Annotated in this window: 17 protein-coding genes and 1 tRNA gene (1 of these 18 only partly in view); 9 read left to right on the forward strand and 9 right to left on the reverse strand. The window is 69.6% G+C overall.

Going from position 1 to position 19,056, the window contains the following annotated elements; genetic code table 11:
* Nucleotides 1-23: 23 nt before the first annotated feature.
* The 5 genes from HNQ07_RS10850 to HNQ07_RS10870 all read left to right on the forward strand — a co-directional run bounded on the left by HNQ07_RS10850 (nucleotide 24) and on the right by HNQ07_RS10870 (nucleotide 4,933).
* Nucleotides 24-842: an enoyl-CoA hydratase/isomerase family protein gene (locus tag HNQ07_RS10850; protein ID WP_184111659.1), complete on the forward strand. Its 819-nt coding sequence runs from the start codon at nucleotides 24-26 to the stop codon at nucleotides 840-842.
* Nucleotides 843-888: 46 nt separating this feature from the next.
* Nucleotides 889-1,497: a hypothetical protein gene (locus tag HNQ07_RS10855; RefSeq protein ID WP_184111661.1), complete on the forward strand. Its 609-nt coding sequence runs from the start codon at nucleotides 889-891 to the stop codon at nucleotides 1,495-1,497.
* Nucleotides 1,498-1,606: 109 nt separating this feature from the next.
* Nucleotides 1,607-2,599 carry a malate dehydrogenase gene (locus HNQ07_RS10860; RefSeq protein ID WP_184111664.1) on the forward strand — a complete coding sequence of 331 codons (993 nt, stop codon included), beginning with the start codon at nucleotides 1,607-1,609 and terminating at the stop codon, nucleotides 2,597-2,599.
* A gap of 98 nt (nucleotides 2,600-2,697) precedes the next feature.
* Nucleotides 2,698-4,773, forward strand: a complete 2,076-nt coding sequence (locus tag HNQ07_RS10865; protein ID WP_184111666.1) for a prolyl oligopeptidase family serine peptidase — start codon at nucleotides 2,698-2,700, stop codon at nucleotides 4,771-4,773.
* Between the two features lie 75 nt (nucleotides 4,774-4,848).
* Nucleotides 4,849-4,933 (forward strand) — tRNA-Leu (locus tag HNQ07_RS10870).
* A gap of 165 nt (nucleotides 4,934-5,098) precedes the next feature.
* Here HNQ07_RS10870 and HNQ07_RS10875 read toward each other — a convergent pair.
* From HNQ07_RS10875 to HNQ07_RS10885, 3 genes are read right to left on the reverse strand one after another with little or no spacing between them, the layout of a single operon-like run.
* A complete protein-coding gene (locus HNQ07_RS10875; RefSeq protein ID WP_184111668.1) occupies nucleotides 5,099-6,511 on the reverse strand; it encodes an argininosuccinate lyase in 1,413 nt (470 codons plus the stop codon).
* A 50-nt stretch (nucleotides 6,512-6,561) separates the two neighbouring features.
* On the reverse strand, nucleotides 6,562-7,029 hold the full coding sequence (locus tag HNQ07_RS10880; RefSeq protein WP_184111670.1) for a GNAT family N-acetyltransferase: 468 nt from the start codon (nucleotides 7,027-7,029) through the stop codon (nucleotides 6,562-6,564).
* Nucleotides 7,030-7,077: 48 nt separating this feature from the next.
* Complete coding sequence (locus HNQ07_RS10885; protein ID WP_184111672.1) at nucleotides 7,078-7,650, reverse strand: YdcF family protein; 573 nt, start codon at nucleotides 7,648-7,650, stop codon at nucleotides 7,078-7,080.
* Between the two features lie 168 nt (nucleotides 7,651-7,818).
* Here HNQ07_RS10885 and topA point away from each other — a divergent pair, with 168 nt between their 5' ends.
* The 3 genes from topA to HNQ07_RS10900 are packed head-to-tail and all read left to right on the forward strand — an operon-like array spanning nucleotide 7,819 to nucleotide 11,543.
* Entirely contained in the window at nucleotides 7,819-10,752 is a 2,934-nt protein-coding gene (gene topA, locus HNQ07_RS10890; RefSeq protein ID WP_184111674.1) for a type I DNA topoisomerase, read from the forward strand.
* 4 nt (nucleotides 10,753-10,756) lie between these two features.
* On the forward strand, nucleotides 10,757-11,065 hold the full coding sequence (locus HNQ07_RS10895) for a hypothetical protein (protein WP_184111677.1): 309 nt from the start codon (nucleotides 10,757-10,759) through the stop codon (nucleotides 11,063-11,065).
* A gap of 43 nt (nucleotides 11,066-11,108) precedes the next feature.
* Nucleotides 11,109-11,543: an acyl-CoA thioesterase gene (locus HNQ07_RS10900; protein ID WP_184111679.1), complete on the forward strand. Its 435-nt coding sequence runs from the start codon at nucleotides 11,109-11,111 to the stop codon at nucleotides 11,541-11,543.
* Between the two features lies 1 nt (nucleotide 11,544).
* Here HNQ07_RS10900 and HNQ07_RS10905 read toward each other — a convergent pair whose 3' ends face one another.
* The 5 genes from HNQ07_RS10905 to HNQ07_RS10925 all read right to left on the reverse strand — a co-directional run bounded on the left by HNQ07_RS10905 (nucleotide 11,545) and on the right by HNQ07_RS10925 (nucleotide 17,818).
* Nucleotides 11,545-12,096 (reverse strand): SRPBCC family protein, encoded by a 552-nt coding sequence (locus HNQ07_RS10905; RefSeq protein ID WP_184111681.1) that lies wholly within the window; start codon nucleotides 12,094-12,096, stop codon nucleotides 11,545-11,547.
* 34 nt (nucleotides 12,097-12,130) lie between these two features.
* On the reverse strand, nucleotides 12,131-12,892 hold the full coding sequence (locus tag HNQ07_RS10910; protein ID WP_184111683.1) for a PIG-L deacetylase family protein: 762 nt from the start codon (nucleotides 12,890-12,892) through the stop codon (nucleotides 12,131-12,133).
* A gap of 87 nt (nucleotides 12,893-12,979) precedes the next feature.
* Nucleotides 12,980-13,978: an inorganic phosphate transporter gene (locus HNQ07_RS10915; protein ID WP_184111685.1), complete on the reverse strand. Its 999-nt coding sequence runs from the start codon at nucleotides 13,976-13,978 to the stop codon at nucleotides 12,980-12,982.
* Nucleotides 13,979-13,985: 7 nt separating this feature from the next.
* Nucleotides 13,986-14,624, reverse strand: coding sequence for a DUF47 domain-containing protein (locus tag HNQ07_RS10920; RefSeq protein WP_184111687.1), 639 nt, complete (start codon nucleotides 14,622-14,624; stop codon nucleotides 13,986-13,988).
* A 122-nt stretch (nucleotides 14,625-14,746) separates the two neighbouring features.
* Nucleotides 14,747-17,818 (reverse strand): alpha-amylase family glycosyl hydrolase, encoded by a 3,072-nt coding sequence (locus HNQ07_RS10925; RefSeq protein ID WP_184111689.1) that lies wholly within the window; start codon nucleotides 17,816-17,818, stop codon nucleotides 14,747-14,749.
* A gap of 124 nt (nucleotides 17,819-17,942) precedes the next feature.
* On the opposite strand from HNQ07_RS10925, the gene HNQ07_RS10930 reads away from it, so the two are divergent.
* Complete coding sequence (locus tag HNQ07_RS10930; protein WP_184111691.1) at nucleotides 17,943-18,227, forward strand: DUF427 domain-containing protein; 285 nt, start codon at nucleotides 17,943-17,945, stop codon at nucleotides 18,225-18,227.
* A 70-nt stretch (nucleotides 18,228-18,297) separates the two neighbouring features.
* On the opposite strand, the gene HNQ07_RS10935 is transcribed toward HNQ07_RS10930, so the two are convergent.
* Nucleotides 18,298-19,056, reverse strand: the 3' portion of a protein-coding gene (locus tag HNQ07_RS10935) for a GGDEF domain-containing protein (protein ID WP_184111693.1). Its footprint extends 384 nt past the window's final position; 759 of the gene's 1,143 nt are visible here — the last part of the coding sequence; its start codon lies off the right edge, out of view; the stop codon is at nucleotides 18,298-18,300.

Here is a 19,056-nt window from a genome sequence, read left to right on the forward strand (position 1 = left end):
CGGAGGCAGTGTTAGCCTCGGGCATGACCTCCCACCTCACCGACGGGGGCGCGTACCCCGGCCTCCAGCTCACGCTGCACGATGGCGGCATCCTCGAAATTGTCATCCGCAGCGAGAAGACACTGAATGCCGTGAACGCCGACGCCCACCGCGCCCTGACCCGCGTGTGGCGCGACATTGATGACACGCCCGGCATCCGCTGCGTCCTGATCCGCGGCGAGGGACGCGGCTTTTCCTCCGGGGGGGACTACACGCTGATCGAGGAGATGGCCGGAGACTTCACCGCCCTCGCCCGCGTGTGGAAGGAAGCCCGCGACCTCGTGTACAACGTCGTGAACTGCGGCAAACCCATCGTCAGCGCCATCCACGGCCCCTGCGTGGGTGCCGGGCTCGCCGTCGCCCTGCTCGCCGACGTGAGTATCGCCGCGAAAAGTGCCCGCCTGCTCGACGGGCACGTCCGCCTGGGCGTGGCGGCGGGCGACCACGCCGCCATCATCTGGCCCCTGCTGTGCGGCCTGAACCGCGCCAAGTACCACCTGCTGACCGGCGAAAGCGTGTCCGGCGAGGAGGCCGAACGCATCGGCCTCGTCAGCCTCAGCGTGCCGGACGCTGAACTGCTGGACCGGGCGTGGACGGTGGCGCGCAAACTCGCCCAGGGCAGCCCCACCGCGATCCGCTGGACGAAATACGCCCTGAACAACTGGCTGCGGCAGGCCGGCCCCATCTTCGACACGTCCCTGGCGCTGGAATTCCTCGGCTTTACCGGCCCCGACGTCAAAGAAGGCCTCGCCAGCCTGCGCGAGAAACGCGAGCCGCAGTTCGAGGAGGACGCGCCGATCTGAGCGGTAGTGAAGCATAACGAACGACAGTCAGTGACGAGGTGACGAAATGGCCACGACCTTCGATGTTTTTCCAGGAATCAGCCAGCCTCCGACGATTCAGCAGGTCAGGCGGCTGGGCGTTGGAAAACTGCACTCCTACCTGGCGAGTTTGGGTCTAGATTCGCTTCCTGCTGTGTCGGTCACTTTCTGGAATATCCTGACTCAAGAGCCGACGCCAGTTGATCCTGACGCGAAATTTATCTGGCACGATGGCTACCTCTGGTTCACTGTTGATGGCGTCGAGGGTGGCACGGGCGTTTACTGCGAGAATTGGGAACCGGCTGAGCTGGCAGAGAATTTGGAAGAGCTTGGCATGAAAACTCGCACACGCGTTCTGCTTCCGACAATCACGCTGGGAACGCACTGGTACGTTCGTCGCTCCGCTGGGCAGCCAGCAGTCGTGGTGGCGCTTTACGGCTTTCTGGGCTCGGCACTGGCAGAACTGACGCGGGGAGTCGTGGTGTCTACGGATGGAGCTTGGTTAATGCCGCAGTTTCACCTCGATCCAGCCGACTTCGACCTAGAATATCTGCGACCGGAAAAGGCACGTTCGGATGAGGATCGACAGTGGTCTGAGCGGATGCAATCGGCGCTGATTGAACAGTTCAGCTGTTAACTCACGGGTGTTTAGGTGATGGACTGAGCCTGTCCCCTCTCGGGGAACGCCCGTCCCTGCCCACACGCTGCGCGTTATTGTGAGCCGTCAAACTCTAGGAGGACGACCCATGACCATGAAGCAACCCGTCCGTGTCGCCGTGACCGGCGCTGCCGGCCAGATCGGTTACAGCCTGCTCTTCCGCATCGCCGCCGGCGACATGCTCGGCAAGGATCAGCCGGTGATCCTGCAACTGCTGGAAGTCACTCCGGCCCTCAAGGCGCTGAACGGCGTGGTGATGGAGCTGCGTGACGGCGCGTTCCCGCTGCTGGTAGACGTGATCACCAGCGATGATCCGATGGTGGCGTTCAAGGACGCGGAGTACGCCCTGCTGGTCGGAGCGATGCCGCGCAAGGCGGGCATGGAACGCGGCGACCTGCTGGGCGCCAACGGCGGCATCTTCAAGCCGCAGGGCGAGGCGCTGAACGCGGTGGCGAGCCGGGACGTGAAGGTGCTCGTGGTGGGCAATCCCGCGAACACGAACGCGCTCATCGCCCAGCAGAACGCGCCGGACCTGAAGCCGCAGCAGTTCACGGCGATGGTGCGCCTGGACCACAACCGCGCGATCTCGCAGCTGGCCGAGAAGACCGGCAAGCCCGTGAGCAGCATCAAGAACGTGACGATCTGGGGCAACCACTCCAGCACGCAGTACCCGGACCTGAGCCAGGCGACGGTGGACGGCCAGCCGGCGCTGGACCAGGTGGACCGCGAGTGGTACGAGAACTCGTACATCTCGACGGTCGCCAAGCGCGGCGCGGCGATCATCGAGGCGCGGGGGTCCAGCTCGGCCGCCAGCGCGGCGAGCGCGGCCATCGACCACATGCGCGACTGGGCGCTGGGCACGCCGGAGGGCGAGTGGGTCAGCATGGGCATTCCGTCGGACGGCAGCTATGGCGTGCCGGAGGGTCTGATCTACGGCTTCCCCGTGACGGTGAAGGACGGGACGTACTCCATCGTGCAGAACCTGCCGGTGTCGGATTTCAGCCGGGGCAAGATGGGCGCCACCGCGCAGGAACTCATTGAGGAGCGCGACGAGGTTCGCAAGCTCGGCCTGGTGAAGTAACCGCGGGTGTGATCCTGGGGGCGGGCCTGCGGGCGCCGCCCCCTTGCCGTGTCCCGCCCAGCGGGCCGCCGCGTGGGCGCGCGTGGCAGAGTGGGCGGGTGAGCCCAGAAGGAGTAAGGAGCCGGTACCCGGAGTCGCCGCGTGGGGATCACGTGGACCACTACACCGATGAGCACGGCCAGCGAGTGGCGGTGCCCGATCCGTACCGCTGGCTGGAGGAGCCGGATTCACCGCAGACGCGCGCGTGGGTGCGGGCGCAGAACGCCGTGACGGACGCCTTCCTGGACACCCTGCCGGCCCGGGCGGCGTACCGCGAGCGCCTGAGCGCCCTGTGGGACTACCCGCGTGAGGGCGTGCCGTGGACGCGCGGCGGGCACTTTTTCCGCTTCTTCAATCCGGGCCTGCTGAACCAGCCGGTGCTGGAGGTCGCGGATTCGGCGCGCGGCCCGTGGCGCACCCTGCTCGATCCGAACACGCTGAGCGAGGACGGCACGGCGTCGCTGCTGAGCGCGTCGGTCAGCCGGGATGGCGGGCGGGTCGCGTACGGCGTGCAGCAGGGCGGCAGCGACTGGATCACGTGGCACGTGCGGGACGTGACCTCCGGCGAGGACGACCCGCACGCCGCACGGTGGAGCAAGTTCAGCGGCGCGGCGTGGACGCCGGACGGCCAGGGCTTCTACTACGGCGCGTACGACGCTCCGCAGGAGGGCGCGGCCCTGACCGGTACGAACCGCGACTCCCGGCTGATGTTCCACCGCGTGGGCACGCCGCAGTCGCAGGATCACGTCGTCATCGTCCGGCCGGACGAGCCGCACTGGCGCTACTCGGCGGGCGTCACCGAGGACGGCGCGTACCTGCTGGTGGTCGTGATGCGCGGCACCGAGCCCAAGAACCTGCTGTGGGTGCGGCCGCTGGGCTCGGACGGGCCGTTCACGGAAGTTGTGCCGGAGTTCCGCGCGGCGTACGACGTGATCGGCAACGACGGCCCGCTGCTGTACATCCGCACCGACGAGGACGCCCCGCGCGGGCGGGTGCTCGCGTGGAACGTGGAGACCGGCGAACGCCAGGAAGTGATCCCTGAAGGTCCAGATGCGCTGGAGCAGGCGGCGCTGGTGCCGGACGGCATCCTCACGGTGACGCTGCACGACGCCAACCACCGCCTGACGCGGCACGGCCGCGCGGGCGGGCCGGTGCATGACATCGCGCTGCCGGGCCTGGGCACGGTCACGGACCTGAACACCCGTCAGGACGACCCGCAGGTCTATTTCGGCTTCACGTCCTTCCTGACGCCGGGCACGCCGTACCAGCTGCGGCCGGACGGTCGATTGGAGGCGCTCGCAGCGCCGGCCGTGGACTTCGACGCCAGCGCCTACGAGGTCACGCAGGAGTTCGCCACCAGCAAGGACGGTACGCGCGTGCCCATGTTCATCGTGGCGCGCCGGGGCCTCGTGCGGGACGGCACGAACCCCACCCTGCTGTACGGCTACGGAGGCTTCAGCATCAGCCTCACGCCGTCGTTCAGCGTCGGGCGGCTGGCGTGGCTGGAGCGGGGCGGCGTGTATGTCATGGCGAACCTGCGCGGCGGCGCCGAATACGGCGAGGAGTGGCACCTGGCCGGCACACTGACCCGCAAGCAGAACGTCTTCGACGACTTCATCGCGTGCGCCGAGCATGTGATCGCCACGGGCGTCACGTCCAGCGCGCACCTGGGCATCCAGGGCGGCAGCAACGGCGGCCTGCTGGTCGGCGCGGTCATGACCCAGCGCCCGGAGCTGGTGGGCGCGGTGATCGCCCAGGTGGGCGTGATGGACATGCTGCGCTACCAGCACTTCACCATCGGCTGGGCATGGGCCAGCGACTACGGCCGCAGCGACGACCCGGCCATGTTCCGCACGCTGCTGGGCTACTCGCCGCTGCACCGCCTCCGGGAGGGCGTGGCCTACCCCGCCACGCTGGTCACCACCGGCGACCACGACGACCGCGTGGTGCCCGCCCACTCGTACAAGTTCGCGGCCGAACTGCAACGCGTGCAGGCCGGGAACGCGCCCGCGCTGATCCGCATCGAGACGCGCGGCGGGCACGGCGCGGGCAAACCCACGTCGCTGGTGATCGCGGAGGCGGCGGACATCTGGGCGTTTCTGGAAGCGCGGCTGTCCGGGGCGCACACCGGTTGACAGCCCCCAACTTCGCCGTTAAAGTAAGCGAGCCTGAAACGCGCCCCCCACGGGGCGGCCCCACCAGACAAGCGTGCCGAGGTGGCGGAATTGGTAGACGCACTAGTTTCAGGGACTAGCGCCGCGAGGTGTGTGGGTTCAAATCCCATCCTCGGCACCACAGAACCCCCAGCAGCGATGCCGGGGGTTTTTGTTGATGCTCAGAGCAGAAGTCGGAGTCGTTGAGGGGATTCCTCGGTGACTCTGTACCGGGCGGAACAAGACAGCGGTTGGACGTGGAGGTGAGGGCGTGCCGTTGGCCCGCAGGCGGAACGGAACACCGCGGTCACTCCTGCGCCCACAGCGTGTCGCGGGCCGCCGCGAACTGCGCGTGCCGCGCCGCCAGCGTGGCCCGGTCGGCCTCCAGCCGGGCCTGCGCCATGCCCAGATACTCGGCCATGGGCGCGGGGGCGGGGCCGCCCAGGGTGGTGCGGCGGGCCACGAAGGCCGCCGTGTCCAGCGCTGCCGCGACCAGCCCATCGGGAATCTCCAGCGCCGGAGCCAGGGCGCGCAGGTCGGCGTCGGTGGCGTGGTGCAGCGCGCGGCCCTGCGCGTGCACGGCGTCCAGCAGGGCCCTGGCGATCCGGTGCGCCTCGCGGAAGTCCCCGGTGCGCCGCGCGAGCACGTCGGCCAGCTCGGTCAGGGTGCTCTCGCTGGCGTCGGCCTGCGCGCGCCACGCCGCGCGGTTCACGTCCAGGCCGTCCAGCGAGGCGTCCAGCAGCTCCAGCGCCTGCCCGAAGGTGTGCCACAGCGTCCACAGCGGTTCCTGCATGTCGGTGCCGACGTCGTTCACGTCGCCGAAGGGAATGTTGTGGGCGGCGTACACCAGCGTCTGCGCGGCGCCCAGCGTGCGGCTCAGGCGGGTGCGGGCGTGTTCCAGCGTGACCGGGTTGCGTTTCTGGGGCATCACGCTGCTGCCCTGCACCAGGCCGCCCTGCAGGGTGATCAGGCCGCGTGCGGCCCAGTCCAGCAGGTCATACACCACCCGCGACAGTGTGGCAGCGCAGGTGCTGAGCGCGCCCGCGATCTCGACCTGCCAGTCGCCGGCCGCGACGGCGTCCAGGGTGTTCTCGACCGGTCCGTCGAAGCCCAGCAGCGTGGCCGTCTCCTCGCGGTTCAGGGGGTGGCTGCTGCCGGCCAGCGCCACCGCGCCCAGCGGACTGCGGTTCACGCGGCCCAGCGCGCCTTCCAGCCGCGCGCTGTCGCGGGCCACGGCGTTCTCCACCGCGGCCAGGTAGTGCCCAAGGGTGGTGGGCTGCGCGGGCTGGTGGTGCGTGAACGCGGTGATCACGGTGTCCCGCTCGCGCCCGGCCAGCGCCAGCAGGGTGGTCCGCAGCGCCAGCACGGCGTGCATGGCCTTCATCAGCTCGGCCCGCGCAGACAGGCGGTACACGGTCATGTCCAGGTCGTTGCGCGACAGGGCGGTGCGCAGCGCTCCCGCGCCCTCGGGACTCAGGCGCGCGATCTCGCGGTCGAGGGTGAAGAACAGATCGGGGACGGCCGGATCGACGTCGCCCGGCGAGTAGTCCCGCAGGGTCCGCAGGGCGGCGAGGGCCTGCCCGGCGTGCGGCGTGCCGCTCATCTCCAGGTCCAGGGCGTGGGCCCGCAGCGCGTCCAGGAAGAGGGGCTGCAGGTGCGCCCGCGCGTAGGCGTAGTCCGGGTCCAGGGCGGCGCGGCGGTAGGCGGGATGGAAACCCATGCCGCAGGGTAGAGCGCCCGGTCCCGGCCGTGTCCCCGGCCACCGGAGGCCTACCCGTCGAGGCGCAGCACCAGCGCCACGTGGTCCTCGCGGAAGCCCACAGCCGCGTAGAACTCACGGGCACGCGCGTTGAACCACGAGGTCTTGAGCATGATCTCCTGCGCGCCCTGCTGCCGGCCCCACTCCTCGATGGCCGTCAGCAGGAAGCGGCCCACGCCCTGGCCCTCGGCGTCCGCGCTCACGGCGAGGTCCTTGATGAACACGCCCTGGTCGTGCGGGTGCCAGTACAGCAGCGTGAAGCCGGCGCTCTGGCCGTCCAGCAGCGCGACCAGCACGGCGCTTCCCGGCTCCGGGTCGGTGAGCGCCGCCGTGAACAGCTCGTCATACTCCGCGAGCATGGCCGCCCGGTCGCGCCACGCGGGGGCCGACGCCACCAGCCGCGGCGCGAGCGACTGCAGGAAGGGCAGGTCGCCGGGCTGGCCGGGACGCAGGCTCAGGCGCGGGGCAGCCGGGGTCATGCCCTCAGGGTAGGAAGAGCGCGCCTACACGCGTCTTACAGAGGCCGGCTACAGGCGGATGCCGATCAGGGCGTAGCCCAGCAGCGCCAGCTTCTCGCGCAGCAGGTAGCTGCGGCTGGTGCCCACGGCGAGCGGGCTGGCGCTCACGTCCGCGTCCATGCCCAGTGCGCGGGCCAGGGCCAGGGCGCGAGGCGCATGCGCCTCGTCCGTGACCAGCGTGACGGGCGTGCCGGGCCGCAGGACCACGCGGGCGCCCGTGAGGTTCTCGATGGTGGTGCGGCTGCGCGTCTCCGCGATCAGCGTGGCCTGCGGCACGCCATGGCGCGCGAGGTACGCCGTGCCCACGCCGCCCTCGGTGTAGGGATCGCCCTGGCGGCGGCCGCCGGTCACCACGATGGTGCGGACGCCGCCGTGCCGGTACAGGTTCAGGGCGTGATCCAGGCGGCGCTGGAACGCGGGGCTGGGCCGCCCGGCGTACTGCGCGGCGCCCAGGACCAGCAGCGTGGCGTGCGGCGTGGGGGTGTTCGGCACCCGCAGGTTCGGCAGCGCCAGGAACCCGGCCGCCAGCAGGGCCACGACGGCCAGGGGCAGCAGGGTGGGCGTGGAGCCGCGCGCGCGCATGACACGAGCGTAACATAAAGAAAACCATAATTCTGAGGGTTCTTGTCGTCCCTGACGGTTTCTTCACACGGTAAGGCCGCACGCCGTGAGTGGCGATCATGTTCCGGATGCTGCTGTAGGCGCGTGCTACGCTCACCCGTACTCGTCCAGCCGGGAGCTGAAGTCCTTATGCCCAACACCCTTGTGATCGTCGAATCGCCCGCGAAGGCCCGCACCATCGAGAAGTACCTCGGCAAGGGGTACACGGTGGAGTCCAGCATCGGGCACATCCGCGATCTGCCTAAAAGCGCTGCCGACATCCCCGAGAAATACAAGGGTCAGGCGTGGGCTCGCCTGGGCCTGGACATCGAGCACGACTTCAGCCCGCTGTACGTGGTGGCCCCGGAAAAACGCCAGCACGTCGCCAAGCTGCGCAAGATGGCACAGGACGCCGACGAGATCATCCTGGCGACCGACGACGACCGCGAGGGCGAGAGCATCGCGTGGCACCTGTACCAGGAACTGCGGCCCCGCGTGCCGGTCAAGCGCATGGTGTTCCACGAGATCACCAAGGAGGCCATCCAGGCGGCCATCGCCAGCCCCCGGCAGATCGACACGAACCTGGTCGAGGCGCAGGAAGCCCGGCGCGCGCTCGACCGCCTGTACGGCTACGAGGTCAGCCCGGTGCTGTGGAAGAAGGTCGCGCCCAAGCTCTCGGCGGGCCGCGTGCAGAGCGTGGCAACCCGCATGCTGGTCGAGCGCGAGCGCGAGCGCATGCGCTTTGTCAGCGCCACGTGGTGGGACCTGCTGGTGAGTGCCACTACGGCCGACGCCCAGAGGTTTCCTGCCCGCCTGACCGACGTGGGCGGGCACAAACTCGCGCTGGGCCGGGACTTCGATCCGCTGACCGGGAAGCTCAAGCCGGATGCCAACGTGCGGCTGTTGTCCGAGGCCGAGGCGCGGTCGCTGGCCGAGGCCCTGACCGGCCAGCCCCTGACGGTCACGAGCGCCGAGGAAAAGCCCTTCACGCAGCGCCCGTACCCGCCCTTCATCACGTCCACCCTGCAACAGGAGGGCAGCCGCAAGCTGGGCTTCGCGGCCACCCGCACCATGCGCGCCGCGCAGCGCCTGTACGAGCAGGGGTACATCACGTACATGCGCACGGACTCCACCAACCTGAGCACCGAGGCCGTGACCGCCGCCCGCACGCAGGTCGCGCAGATGTACGGGCAGGCCTACCTGTCGCCGCAGCCGCGCGTGTACGCCAAGAAGGCCAAGAATGCCCAGGAAGCGCACGAGGCGATCCGCCCCGCCGGGAGCAGTTTCCGCACGCCGGACTCGCTGCGGAGCGAACTCTCGGGCGACGAGTGGCGCCTGTACGACCTGATCTGGAAACGCACTGTGGCGTGCCAGATGGCCGACGCGCGCGGCCGCAGCCTGCGCGTGCGGCTGGCCGGAAAAGCCAGGAGTGGGGAAGACGTGCAGCTCAGCGCGTCGGGCCGCACCATCGACTTTCCCGGTTTCCTGCGCGCCTACGTCGAGGGCAGCGATGACCCCAGCGCCGCCCTGGAAGACCGCGAGACGCCTCTGCCGCCGCTGAAGGAGGGCGAGCGCGTCACCGCCGAGAGCGTGAAGCCCGAGGGCCACGAGACGCAGCCGCCCGCCCGCTACACCGAGGCGTCGCTGGTGCAGGCGCTGGAATCTGCGGGCATCGGGCGTCCCAGCACCTATGCGAGCATCCTCGGCACCATTCAGGACCGTGGGTACGCCGCCAAGAAGGGGCAGGCGCTGGTGCCGTCGTGGACGGCCTTCGCCACCTCCGCGCTGCTGGAGGGGCATTTCGGGTCGCTGGTGGACTACGATTTCACCGCCAAGATGGAAGAGGACCTGGACGACATCGCCGGGGGCCGTGCCCAGCGCGTGCCGTACCTGCGGCGCTTCTACCTGGGCGACCGCGGACAGGGCATGGCCCTGCGGCCCCTCATCGACTCGAAGATGGGCGAGATCGACGCGCGCGGGATCGCCACCATCGCCGTGCCCAAGCTGGAGGGCAGCGGCATCGAGGTGCGGGTCGGCCGCTACGGCCCGTACATGGAGCGCGGCGAGCAGAAGGCGAACCTCCCCGAGGACCTGAGCCCCGACGAACTGACGACCGAGAAGGCCGAGGAACTGCTGGCGCGGCCCAGCGGCGACCGCGTGCTCGGCACCGACGACGCGACCGGCCTGCCGGTGGTCGCCCGCGCCGGCCGCTACGGCCCCTACGTGACGCTGGGCGACACCAACCCACCCGTGCGCTCCGCGAGCCTGTTCCCGAGTGACGACCTGACCACCCTGACCCTGCCGCGCGCCCTGAAACTCCTGAGCCTGCCGCGTCTGGTGGGCACCAGCGAGGGCGAGGAGGTGTGGGCGCTGAACGGCAAGTACGGCCCGTACCTCAAGCGCGGCAGCGACAGCCGTTCCCTGACCACCCACGAGCAGCTGTTCGAGGTCGGCATCCATGAGGCCGAGGCGCTGTTCATGCAGCCCCGCTTCGGCAAGGGCCGCGCCGCCGCTGCGCCCCCCCTGCGCTCCTTCGAGTACGAGGGCCGAGCGCCCATCGTCCTGAAGTCCGGCCGCTTCGGCCCGTATCTCACCGACGGCGAGCGCAACGCCACCCTGCGCAAGGGCGAGGACGAGGGCACACTGAGCGCCGAACGCGCCCTGGAAATCCTGGAGGAGCGCGGCAAGGAGCCCAAGAAGAAACCCGGCAAGGCGCCCCGCAAGGCCGCCGCAAGTCCGGCCACGAAAAAGGCGGGTGGAGCGAAGACCGGCGCGGCGAAGGCCAGCACCGGAACCCGCAAGGCCCCGGCCCGCGCCGCCGCCAAGCCCGGGACCACGCGCAAGGCGCCTGCCAAGGCGAAGGCTCCGGCCAAGTCGCCCGCCAAGACTCCGCTGACGTGGGCGCAGCTCCAGCCGCACCTGGGGATCCTGAGCAGCGAGGAGCGCCAGCTCGTGACCGCCACCCGCGAACAGGGCCGCAAGGTCGAGGACGTTGCCCCGGCGCTCGGCCTCGACATCAAGAAGGCCAAGGGCATGGCCCTCCAGGCCAGCAAGAAGCTGAATCAGGCGGCGCGCGGAGAGTAAGGGCGTGTCCAGGGCCCGCCCCGACGTCCCCCAGGCCCTCCACCTGACCCGGCTGGCGCAGGGCACGCCCGGCGAGTGGGTGAGGCTCCCCGGCGGCGACGTGCGCGTGCTGCACCTGAACGGCAAGGCCCCGCAACCCGGTGTGGACGGCTGGGTGGTGTGCCTAAGCGGCGAGGCCGTGATCGACCTGCCGCTCAGCAACTTCGTGCGCCTGCGGCCCGGTGAGGGATACCGCGTGAAGGCTGGTGAAGCGTGGATTCCCTTCGACACGCGCGAGGGGACGGTGCTGATGCTGGTGGCAGACGAGTCCTGAGACCCGCTGCGGCGTGGCCCTGCCCTACCGCTACAGTGCCTGCATGACCCGGCCCACGCCGCATGTCCGCGCTGACTACCCGTACCACCACCCCACACCGACCCGCTGGGCGGACAACGACGTGTACGGGCACGTGAACAACGTGACGTACTACGCGTACTTCGACACGGCCGTGAACGCCTATCTGGCGGCGCGCGGCGCCCTGGACCTCCACGCGGGGAGCGTGATCGGGCTGGTGGTGGAGACGGGCTGTGCGTACTTCGCGCCCGCCGCGTTCCCGGACGCGCTCAGTGTGGGCGTGCGCGTGGCGCGCGTGGGCACGAGTTCCGTGCGCTACGAACTGGCTGTATTCCGTGGCGCAGACGAGGCGGCCTGCGCGCAGGGATATTTCGTGCACGTGTACGTGGACCGTGCGACCCGGCGCCCCACGGCCCTGCCCGACGCCTTACGGGCCGCGCTGGAAGCGTTGAGGCTATAGGTCAGCGCTTTTTCTTCGCGGCCCGGGCGGCTTCCTTGGCGGCCTTCTGTTCCGCCTTCTGCTTCTCGGCGATCTCCTTGCCCATGTCCTCCATGAGCTGCGCGCCCTGGGCGTCCACGGTGCGCTGGAGTTCGATCAGGGTGCTGACCAGCATGTTGTTCAGCACCCGCTCGATGGGCGCCCGGATCCACTTGTAGCGCACGCGGGCGTTCATGCTCAGCGTGACCTCGGTGCCGCCGGGCATGGGCTTGAACGACCACGCCTGCGTGAGTTTCTCCAGCGGTCCGACGTGCCGCACGCTTTCCCACCCGCCGCGCTGCGGGGCCTGGAGCTGGCCGTACTTGGCGGTGAAGGCCAGGCCCAGCAGCCGGCGCGGGAACTTGAAGCGCACCAGGACGTTGTTCGCCAGCCGCCCGTCCCCGCCCTCGTACTCGGCAGACACGAAGTTCTTGTCCCACTTCACGCGGCGCCTGGGCTCCAGTGCCAGGCGGTACAGCACGTCCGGGCGGGCACGAACCACGATGTTCTGCTTGAGCTGTATCGACTCGGACATCCTGCGCTCAATCTAGCGCGCGCTCACCGCCGCCTCAGTCCAGGTACGCCCGCGCGGGCAGGTGAGACACACGCAGCGTGAAGTGCTCGGCGTACTTCACGCCCGGCCCGGCCATCCGGCCGATCGCCGCGCGGCCCTCGCGGTACTGGTCTTTCGTCCACGTCCACTTGTAGAAGTCGTGGTAGTACCCCATGACCTCCGCGCCCGCCTCGATGGTCTCCGACACGTCCACGATCACCTCCGGGTAGGGGCTGGCCGGGGCGTAGTACTGGTAGAAGCGCACCGGCTCGCGCAGCGCGTCCAGCCGGCGCACGTCCTCGCCGCTCTCGATGCCCTCGGCGCTGCCCAGGTCCGGCGCGGGCGGCATGGCCTGGCCGCCGCCCTGCTCGTTCACGATCTTGGGAATGCGCGCCAGCGTGATCGCGTCGAAGGCGATCTTCGCGGTCATGCGGTGGTCCGGGTGCGGGTGGTCGTCACTCCACGTGATAACCGCATTCGGGCGGAAGGTGGCGTACAGCCGCGCGAGTTGCAGCGCCTCGGCGCGGCCGCCGGTCATGCGGCTGTCGCCCATGTCGAAGAAGTGGTACTGCGCGCCGATTGTCTGGGCCACCCACGCGCCGTGCTCGCGGCGCACGCGCGTGACCTCCTCGTGCGAGGCGTCGCCGAACTGGCTGGCGAGTTCGCCCAGCGTCGTCCACACCAGCATCACCTCGTCCCCGCGCGCCGCGTGCTTCGCCAGCGTGCCAATGCAACCGATCTCGTCGTCCGGATGGGCAAACACCGCCATGATTCGCATGCCGCCCAGGATAGGGGAGATGGAGCGCGGCAACGCCAACAGGCGGGCAGGCCTCCCGACCCGTCCCGCCTGCGCGTTCTCGTGCGCCTACAGCCCCAGCAGCATGACCACTCGGTACATCAGCCATCCCAGCGCGATGCACGTGGGGATGGTGAAGATCCACGCCTGCACGATGCGCCCGGCGACCTGCCACTTGACCTTGCGGAAGCCCTTGGTGGTGCCCACGCCCATGATCGCCGTGGAGATCGTGTGCGTGGTGCTGACCGGGATGCCCAGACGGCTCGCGCCCTCGATGATCAGGGCGGCGCTGGTCTCGGCCACGAAGCCGTCCACGGGTTTCAGGTCCACCACCTTGAAGCCCATGGTCTTGATGATCCGCCACCCGCCCACGGCGGTGCCCAGGCCCATCGCGCCCGCCGCCGACAGGATCACCCACAGGGGCACGGTGTCGATCTTGGTGCCCAGGTAGCCGGCCAGCGCGAAGGTGATGATGCCCATGGTCTTCTGCGCGTCGTTCCCGCCGTGCGAAAAGGCCATGAAGGCGGCGCTGAAGATCTGCAACGCGCGGAAGTTGCGCGTGACCAGCCGGGGCCGCATGCGGCGCAGCACCAGCCACGACAGCAGGAACATCAGCAAGATGGGAATCAGGAAGCCCAGGACCGGCGAGTACACCAGACCCATCAGGGTCTTCTGCACGCCCTTGGGGATGATGATGCCCCAGCCGCCGGCCGCCACCCCCGACCCGACCAGGCTGAACACCAGCGCGTGGCTGCTGCTGCTGGGCAGGCCGCGCCACCACGTGAACAGGTTCCACGCGATGGCGCTGACCAGCGTGGCCCCCACGACCTCCAGGGTCGCGTACTCCTGCGGCAGGATGTCCTTGGAGATGGTCTTGGCGACGGCCGTGCCGGTCAGGGCGCCCACCACGTTCAGCACCGCGCTCATGGCGATGGCCTGTGCGGGCGTGAGCACCCGCGTGGCGACCGACGTGGCAATGGCGTTGGCGGTGTCGTGAAAGCCGTTGATGAAGTCGAAGGTCAGCGCCAGCGCGACGATGACGATGAGGGCGATCAGCGCAGTGTCCATGCTGGCCCTACGCGTTCTTGAGCAGGATGCTCTCGACGGTCTTGGCGACGCGCTGCGCCTGGTCGCTGGCGTCCTCGATCAGGTTGGCGATCTCGCCGCCGCGCATGGCACGGATCATGCCCGGCACGTCACTCACGCCGTGGTACAGGGTGCGCTGCACCTCGTCGCTGATGGTGTCGCCCTCGTCTTCCAGCGCGCGGATCTGCACGGCGATCTCGGCCAGTTCGCGCACCTTCCCGGCGTCCTCGATCATGGGCATGCCGCGCGCCAGCAGCGCGCACTGCTGCTCGACCACGCGGGCGAGCTGCGCCATCTGCGGCAGGGGGGTCTCCACGCCGTAGAGGCTCAGCTTGCGTGCGGCGTCCTCCATGTCGTCCACGAGGTCGTCCAACTCGTCGTTCAGCGCGATGATGTCCTCGCGGTCAAAGGGCACGATGAACGACTCGGCCAGCAGGTTCGTGACCTCGCGCGAGATGCGGTCGCCCTCGTGTTCCAGGTCACGCACGCGCCGCACCTTGGCCTCCACGTCGGTGTAGTTCTCAAGCAACTCGACCAGGGCCTGGGCGGTCACGTGAGCATTGCGGGCCGCCTCCGCGAACTTGGCGGCGAATTTCGGGTTGCTGGGCATGAATTTTGACAGCACCATGACAGTCCTCCTGATATTCCGCCCAAACGTCATGGAAACGTCATGTGGGGTGGGCAGAACGTCGCGGGAGGCCCGGAACCGAACCTCCCGCGTGCAAACTCAGTGTAAACGCTGCGCCGGGCCTACTTCACGTTCAGCGGCGCGGTGAACAGGGCGCGGCACTTGTCGTTGCAGTCCCGCGAGTTCGCGCCGCTCGGGGTGCTGCCGGCGTCGGGGATGATGTCGCCTGCGCCATAGCCGTCGCCCCCGAAGATGCCGGCCACGAGGTTGATGCCATTCGTGGGCGCGCCGGTCAGGCCCAGCTCCGTCCACGGAATCGCCATCTCGACCGTCTGGTCAGGCAGGGTGCCGGTGCTGACCGCGGTGTACGCGCCGCTGCTGACGAGCGACGTGACAGTGTCACTCGTGACCAGTCGCAGTTCTGGATTCTGGTTGTCGTAACGGGCGACGAAGGCGTCCACGCCGCCCATTCCGCCGCTGAAGGTCGCCAGTTTCGCCCACGCGTCCAGGCCGTCCGTTTTGGTCGCCCCGCCCGCCCTGGTATCCAGGTACACGATGGCCGAGTTGCCGCCCACGCGGTACGTGTACGCCAGATACAGGTACTGCGCGTCGCTGTCGGCCTGGAGGGTCAGCCAGTTGTTGTCGGCACCGAAGCCGCCCGCGGCCGGGCTCTGCACGTTCACCTTGGGGGCTGTCCAGTCGCCCAGCTGGCCGTCGATGCGGTACTTGCCGACCACGGTGCCCGTCTGGGCGCTCAGGGCGAAGTCCGCGCCCGTCTGCGGCGAGGTCGCGCTGCGGGTGGCGGCGTCGTGGCCGTCCGCGCTGGCCCGGAGCGTCTGCGCGCCGGCCGGCGCGAACAGGGTGTATGTGCCGTCGCTGAAGGTCAGGGCGTAGTTCTGCTTGGGGTTGGCGGTCGTCGCCTCGACCAGCGCGCCCGCGAGCGGGTTGCCGCCGCCCGTCACCTTGCCCTCGATGACGGTGCTCGGGGCGGGCACGTCGATGAAGTCGTAGGTGCCGCTGTACGCGTTGCCGTTCGTGCCGACCACGTAGGCGCGGTCGCCCTGGCCGTCGCCCTCGTAGCCGCTGTTTTTTGCCCCATTGCCTTTGCTGCCGAACTTGAATTTCACCTCGCGGAACAGCGGCAGGTCGATCTGGGTCTTCCAGATGCCGCGCGCACCCTGGGTCATGGGGTACACGACCTGACTGCCCGTGTCGAAGCGCCGCAGTTCGATGGGGCCGTTGCCCTGGCTGCGCGCGTCCACCGTGAACGTCACCTTCGCCGTGTTCGAGGCGCTGGGCGTGGCCGTGACGGACGCGCCCCTGCTCTCGGCACCGCTGGCGTCCACCGTGACCACGCGGAAAGTCGTGGCGACGTCGTTCGTGACGCCGCGCGCGAGGTACGCGCTCTGGGTGGCCGGCAGCGGCGCGAAGTTCAGCAGCCGCTCGGCGCCCGTGCCGGTCTTGGCGTAGATGCGGTAACCGCTCACGGCCGCGTCGGCGCTGGGCGTCCACGTGAGGTTTACGGCGCTGTCACCGGGCGTCGCCGCGAGATTCGTGACCTCCGGCAGGGCGGGGTTGACGGTGCCGCTCGCGCCGCTGCCGGCCGGAGCGGTCACGGCCAGCGCGGTGCGGGCTGGAACGGTCCCGACCAGCTTGCCGCCGCTGACGCTCAGGTCGCTGCTGCGCCCGGTGATCTCGGTCAGCGCGCTGCTGGTGAAGGTGCCCAGCAGCGGAATGCCGCCGCCGCTCAGGGTGGACAGATCCACGGCGGTGTCGCCGTTGTTCACCACGAACACCACCGGCTGCCCGGCCGTGCCCTTCACGCCGCTGATCACCCGGCGGTACGACAACACGGGCGCGCCGCCGTTCGGTCGCCACAGTTCCTGCTGGGCGCCGCGCGTCAGGGCCGTGTAGCTGCGCCGGGCCTGCGCCAGCGTGCCCAGCCGCTCGTCCAGCGTGCCCGTGGCAAGCTTGCTGAAGTCCATGTCCTCGCGGTTGCCCTGGCCGGTGGGATAGGTGTACGGATCGCCCTCACCCACCTGGGCATATTCGGTGCCCTGGTACACGCTGGGCGTGCCGCGCGAGAAATACTGGGTGGACAGCGCCAGGTCCAGCCGCTCGGCCGCCTGCGCGGAGGTGCCGCCGCGCGAGGTCACCTCGTTCACGAAGCGGCGCACGTCGTGGTTGTCCACGAAGGTCGTGAGCCGCGTGGCGTCCTTGTACACGCCGTCCTGCGCGAACACGTCCGCCATGCGGTCAAGGTTGCCGCCCGCACTGCTCATCTGGTCCCTGAAGGCGGAGTACAGCGCGAAGTCGAACACGCTGGGCGCGCCCAGATCGTTCATGAACCGCGCCGTGTACGCGGGATTCGTGTCGAACACCTCACCGACTGACCACAGCCTGCTGGGATCGCCCGCGCCGCCCGCCGCGAAGAACTGTTTCCAGTACGCGTCCGGCACGTGCTTCATGGTGTCGATGCGCAGACCGTCGATGCCGGTCGTGTCGCGCCAGTATTTGATGAAGTCGTTCAGGTAAGTGGTGACCTCCGGAATGTCCTGCTTGAAGTCCGGTAGTCCGGCCAGCGGACAGTCGGTGGTCTGGTTGGTGCTTGCGGCGCACTCGGCGTCGGTGTGGAACCAGCTCGGATGCGTCTTCGTCAGGGTCGCGCCGTATCCGGCATGGTTCACCACCACGTCCTGAAGAATCCGGATGCCGTTCCTGTGGGCGTCCTGGATCAGGGCCTTGTACTCGGCCAGCGTGCCGAAGTGCGGATCGACCTGGAAGAAGTCCTCGGCCCAGTAGCCGTGGTAGCCGGCGAACAGCTTGCCTGCGTTCGGCCCGCTGGTCGGTCCCGCGATGGCCGGCACCTGAAGCACCACCGGGCTGATCCAGATGGCCGTGAAGCCCATGCGTTTGAAGTAGCCCTCGTCGATCTTCGCCTTCAGGCCCGCGAAGTCCCCGCCGTGCCACGCGAGCGGGTTGGTTCTGTCCGCTACGTCCCCAGCGTTCCGGTTCGGGCCGTTGTCGTTCGCCGTGTTGCCGTTGGCGAAGCGGTCGGTCAGGGCGAAGTAGATGGTGTCGTCGCGCCAGTCGTGGGCGGTCGTGGCCGGCGGCTTGACCAGGCTGCACGCGGCCAGGGAGAGGGTCAGGGCGGGCAGCAGGACGCTGCGGGCAGCTATATGGAAACGCTTCATTCCTGGGGACTCCTTCAGGGGCCGTGGGGCCGGTCGAATTGTCGGGCGCTCCCAGTATGCACGCTGCGCCGCCGCGTGTACGCCCGCCGACGGTCTGCCCTGCCCATGCGCCCTAGCCTGCGGCATGAAAGCCATCTGGAACGGCCAGATCATCGCCCAGTCCGACGACACCGTGGTGGTCGAGGGCAACCACTACTTTCCCGCAGACAGCGTGAAGGCCGAGTACCTGAGCCCCAGCGCCACGCACACCACCTGCCCGTGGAAGGGCGTGGCCAGTTACCACACCCTCAGCGTGGACGGCCAGGAAAACCGCGACGCCGCGTGGTATTACCCGCACCCTAAGGACGCCGCGCAGCAGATCGCCGGGCGTGTGGCCTTCTGGAAGGGCGTGCAGCTCCTGGCGGACTGAACGGCCGGACCGCGCGGCGCCGCCGAAGTGCCCGGGTCCCGGCGGCCGGGTGGTGTCCCCGACGTGGCGTTCAGACCGGGTGCTGGTCCGTCTCCGGGCGCTCGATGAGGGTGCGGCGGGCACCGGCCAGACGGGCGCGGTTGCCGCCCTCCGTCCGCACGTCGTCCAGGGCGTCCTGCGCGCTCGCCAGCAGCGCCAGACCGTCCCCCTCGCCCGCATGCAGGGCGACCCCCACGCTGACGGTCACGTTCACGCCTTCCAGCGGCCGGGACGCCACGCGCAGGCGTAGCCTCTCGCACGCGGCGCGCGCGGCCCGGTCATCCGAGACGCGGAGCAGCGCCACAAACTCTGTGGGACCCAGGCGGGTCAGGGCGTCCTCGTCGCGCAGGGCGCCCTCCAGCGCGCGGGCCACGTGCGCCATCACGCAGGTGGCGAAGGCCTCGCCGTGCGTGGTCTCCAGCTGCCGGTGCTGATCCACCGTGATCACGGCCACCGCCAGGCCCTCCAGGCGGCGCGGCGTGGCCTGCCGCAGCCAGCGCCGGGTGGCGCGCCCGTCCGGCAGGCCGGTCAGGCTGTCGCCCAGCCCGGTCAGGTTGGCGCCCAGCCGCTGCTCGCGTGCCTCACGGCGCAGCCGCAGCAGGCCCGAACGCTGCCCGCCGAGGGCCACCACAGCCGCCAGCAGCACCTGCAGGACCACGTTGCCCGTCGCCGAGGTGATCAGCGCGGGGTGGAGCGCGCCCGCCACCAGCAGTGCCAGCACCAGGGCCCCCAGGGCGAGCTGGCTGGCCACCCGGCCCGCTTCCCGGCCCAGCATCCACACGTGGGCAGC

It is taken from the genome of Deinococcus metalli, from assembly GCF_014201805.1.
In the GTDB taxonomy this organism is placed as follows: Bacteria; Deinococcota; Deinococci; order Deinococcales; family Deinococcaceae; genus Deinococcus; species Deinococcus metalli.

What these genes read in the sequence shown, in the direction of transcription:
- HNQ07_RS10850 (WP_184111659.1), top strand. Translation starts at nt 24, where the DNA reads ATGACCTCCCACCTCACCGACGGGGGCGCGTACCCCGGCCTCCAGCTC.
- HNQ07_RS10855 (WP_184111661.1), top strand. Translation starts at nt 889, where the DNA reads ATGGCCACGACCTTCGATGTTTTTCCAGGAATCAGCCAGCCTCCGACG.
- HNQ07_RS10860 (WP_184111664.1), top strand. Translation starts at nt 1,607, where the DNA reads ATGACCATGAAGCAACCCGTCCGTGTCGCCGTGACCGGCGCTGCCGGC.
- HNQ07_RS10875 (WP_184111668.1), bottom strand. Translation starts at nt 6,511, where the DNA reads ATGGGTTTCCATCCCGCCTACCGCCGCGCCGCCCTGGACCCGGACTAC.
- HNQ07_RS10880 (WP_184111670.1), bottom strand. Translation starts at nt 7,029, where the DNA reads ATGACCCCGGCTGCCCCGCGCCTGAGCCTGCGTCCCGGCCAGCCCGGC.
- HNQ07_RS10885 (WP_184111672.1), bottom strand. Translation starts at nt 7,650, where the DNA reads ATGCGCGCGCGCGGCTCCACGCCCACCCTGCTGCCCCTGGCCGTCGTG.
- topA (WP_184111674.1), top strand. Translation starts at nt 7,819, where the DNA reads ATGCCCAACACCCTTGTGATCGTCGAATCGCCCGCGAAGGCCCGCACC.
- HNQ07_RS10900 (WP_184111679.1), top strand. Translation starts at nt 11,109, where the DNA reads ATGACCCGGCCCACGCCGCATGTCCGCGCTGACTACCCGTACCACCAC.
- HNQ07_RS10905 (WP_184111681.1), bottom strand. Translation starts at nt 12,096, where the DNA reads ATGTCCGAGTCGATACAGCTCAAGCAGAACATCGTGGTTCGTGCCCGC.
- HNQ07_RS10910 (WP_184111683.1), bottom strand. Translation starts at nt 12,892, where the DNA reads ATGCGAATCATGGCGGTGTTTGCCCATCCGGACGACGAGATCGGTTGC.
- HNQ07_RS10915 (WP_184111685.1), bottom strand. Translation starts at nt 13,978, where the DNA reads ATGGACACTGCGCTGATCGCCCTCATCGTCATCGTCGCGCTGGCGCTG.
- HNQ07_RS10920 (WP_184111687.1), bottom strand. Translation starts at nt 14,624, where the DNA reads ATGGTGCTGTCAAAATTCATGCCCAGCAACCCGAAATTCGCCGCCAAG.
- HNQ07_RS10925 (WP_184111689.1), bottom strand. Translation starts at nt 17,818, where the DNA reads ATGAAGCGTTTCCATATAGCTGCCCGCAGCGTCCTGCTGCCCGCCCTG.
- HNQ07_RS10930 (WP_184111691.1), top strand. Translation starts at nt 17,943, where the DNA reads ATGAAAGCCATCTGGAACGGCCAGATCATCGCCCAGTCCGACGACACC.